The sequence below is a fragment of the Bacillus sp. FG16 genome, assembly GCF_057809515.1.
This window is the reverse complement of sequence record NZ_JBMDKC010000214.1, coordinates 1-2,322: the sequence shown is the minus strand read 5'-3', so window position 1 is coordinate 2,322 and position 2,322 is coordinate 1. Positions and strand designations below refer to the sequence as shown.

Genomic DNA, 2,322 nt, shown 5'->3' with positions numbered 1-2,322 from the left:
CCAGAGTCTTCCACAGCACATCAGCTAATTTTTCTTTCGTCATCTCGCATCGATCCAATTCCATTCTGTTTGTTATCATGAAAATCTCTCCTTTTATAATTTTATTAATTGGTTATTTATTCCGGCTGGTTTTCTGTTTTGAAAACAGTAAATCAGCCATCCTCAGAAAACACGAAAGACTTTGCCGAATTAATCAGCAAAGTCTTTCTAAATTTAATCTAATTATATTGTTCTTGGGTCAATGTCCGCCGGGGATCCACCGCCTTATATGTTTTTAATTCCTTAGTGGACAGCTCTAATTTACTATTTTTCCCCAAAGCATTAACATATCCTGAATTTTCTGTTAAGTCATGTGTAATCAATGATAGCATCATCCCCATGGACAATACAATACTTACTATAAATTTATTCATCCACTTTCACCTCTTCCTTTAGCAACACCCTTTTTATTCCATTTGCATAAAAAAGATTCCCTATTTTTTCAAACTCTAAGAGCGCCCTTTTTAGTTCTTCTATATTTCCTTTTACTTTTGCACGAGATGCTCTTTTATGTGGACTTAATCCTTTCTTTTCCATGGTTCTTTCCAAAGTTGGTTGAAATTCTAAAAATTTGTCCATACTGTTCCTATTATTTAAGTCAGGGGATGGTGCTGTAAAATGGATGATGTGGTGAAAATGTTAGATGAAAAACTTAGATATCTTTCACATGAAATTGTAGAAGATACACTATTTATTCAAATTGCCTCGGAGAGGTTATCAGTAATATGCCCTTTCTGCAATACGGCCTCAACCAAAGTTCATTCTCGCTATCAAAGGACGTTTCATGACTTGCCCATTCAAGGGAAGAAAGTTGTATACGTGATCAACAACCGCAAAATGTTCTGTCATCATGCACAATGCCATCGCAAGACATTTGCTGAACAATTCTCATTTTTACCCTATAAAGCAAAAAAATCCACTCGCTTGGAACAAGAAATTATGAAAATTGCCAAAAATGTCAGTTCGCTTGTAGCTGAAAAAATATTGAACCGTGGTATTGCAAAAGTCGGGAAAAGTACCATTTGCAGTCTACTAAAAAAAAACAATTAAAATTGATAAAACCCATGTGAAAAGAGTGTGTATTGATGATTTTGCTTTAAAAAAGCGACATACATATGGCACGATTATGATTGATATAGATACACATCAAGTGGTTGACCTAATTCATTCTAGAGATAGAGAAGAAGTAATACATTGGCTGAAAACTTTCCCGAATTTGGAGATCGTTTCTAGAGATGGTTCTATTACCTATGCTTATTCCATTGCAGAGGCTCATCCAAACGCTATTCAGATAAGTGATCGCTTTCACTTGCTTCAAAATCTGACAAAGTATTGTGCAGAATTTTTCAAGTCCATCTTAAAAACAAACATCAAAATCCCAGTGACAACCTCAAAGAAAGCATCCCCTAGGGACCCGAATCGTGTAAATATACCATTTATAAAAAAAGTCAACATAGTAAATGGTTTAATGGATACTGGTTATACGTTTCACCAAATAGCGAAAGCTGTACAGATGGATATTAGAACTGTGAAAAAGGTTTTATCCATGAGCTTAAGCGAACAAGAAAAATATCTGATGAGCACAATGAACATATCTCATACACAAAAAAAGTTACAGAAAGAAAAACGGATAGGTGAAGTACGGCAGCTGTACAAACAAGGAAACTCCAAACGGAGTATCGCACGTCAACTTGGGTTAGATCGCCGTACGATCTCCAAATATTTGAATCCAAAAACAACAGGAGTTCATGCAAGCTTAGGGCAAACGAAAATGAGCATGTTAGATCCCTATGCAGAAGAAATAAAACAGTACGTAATTAATCGGTATACATCTGTTCAGATTGGTGTCATTCTTCGAGAGAAAGGCTACAAAGGCTCTGCCTCTACTGTGCGCAATTATATTTCCAAACTGAAAAAATCGTTATTTGAAGAACCTCAATTGTTACATGATACGGAGTTTGAATTTGTGAAACGAAAAAGGGTTATCGCCCTTTTGTTCGATTCGAAGAAGACAAAAATCAAATTATCTGAAGAACAAATAAAAGAAATTTACAAATTGCATCCAGACATCGAATCTGTCATAAACTTGGTTAATGACTTTAGGGACATCCTGAAACAAAAAAGAAGTGATGCATTACAAGTCTGGATTGAACAAGCAACTACGTTGCATATTCAACCACTGTTATGAAGTGACCTTTGTCAATAGTTTTTTACCCATAATATTTTTTCGTAACTACTCAGCCACCTTTTGGTGTCTTTTTTAATTTTACTAGTTTCATATGC

4 protein-coding genes are annotated in these 2,322 nt (G+C 35.2%); 2 read left to right on the top strand and 2 right to left on the bottom strand.

All coding sequences use genetic code 11. The features are described from left to right. Nucleotides 1–218 precede the first annotated feature (218 nt). Entirely contained in the window at nucleotides 219–413 is a 195-nt protein-coding gene (locus ACODS7_RS31685) for a hypothetical protein (protein ID WP_488828529.1), read from the bottom strand. Continuing rightward, nucleotides 406–618 (bottom strand): hypothetical protein, encoded by a 213-nt coding sequence (locus ACODS7_RS31680; protein ID WP_488828527.1) that lies wholly within the window; start codon nucleotides 616–618, stop codon nucleotides 406–408. Before ACODS7_RS31680 ends, ACODS7_RS31685 begins: the two co-directional genes overlap by 8 nt. 39 nt (nucleotides 619–657) lie before the next feature. Here ACODS7_RS31680 and ACODS7_RS31675 point away from each other — a divergent pair, with 39 nt between their 5' ends. Both ACODS7_RS31675 and ACODS7_RS31670 read left to right on the top strand, forming a co-directional pair. Then, the gene (locus ACODS7_RS31675; protein WP_256428525.1) at nucleotides 658–1,089 is read left to right on the top strand and encodes a transposase family protein; all 432 of its coding nucleotides are present in this window, start codon (nucleotides 658–660) and stop codon (nucleotides 1,087–1,089) included. 16 nt (nucleotides 1,090–1,105) lie between these two features. Continuing rightward, the gene (locus ACODS7_RS31670) at nucleotides 1,106–2,227 is read left to right on the top strand and encodes an ISL3 family transposase (protein ID WP_488828525.1); all 1,122 of its coding nucleotides are present in this window, start codon (nucleotides 1,106–1,108) and stop codon (nucleotides 2,225–2,227) included. Nucleotides 2,228–2,322 lie beyond the last annotated feature (95 nt).